The sequence below is a fragment of the Micrococcus sp. GbtcB5 genome (assembly GCF_019091605.1).
Classification (GTDB): Bacteria; Actinomycetota; Actinomycetes; order Actinomycetales; family Micrococcaceae; genus Micrococcus; species Micrococcus luteus.
The window spans coordinates 1-271 of sequence record NZ_JAGXJK010000197.1; the positions used below are offsets into that span (position 1 = coordinate 1).

General features: G+C 82.3%; 1 pseudogene. It reads left to right on the plus strand.

Going from position 1 to position 271, the window contains the following annotated elements:
- Positions 1–271: pseudogene (locus KVS67_RS12015) on the plus strand (hypothetical protein); the annotation flags it as partial.

Genomic DNA, 271 nt, shown 5'->3' on the forward strand with positions numbered 1-271 from the left:
TGAGGAGCCGCCCGCCTGGGACGACGCTCCCCCGCCCGAGGAGGACCCGTGGGACTCGCTGCCCGCGTTCGTCCCGGACGCGGAGCAGGACGACTCGGACGGCCCCGAGGGCTGGACCCCGCCTGCCCGCGGCGCCGAGGAGCGGCCCGTCGGCGCACCCGGCTGGGACGGTCCCGTGCCGTCGGTCGGGGACTGGGGGGCGCCGCCGCAGGCCGCACCGGCCCCCGGCGGCGCCGCGCCGGACGCCGGCCGGGACATCTCGGTCCGGCCC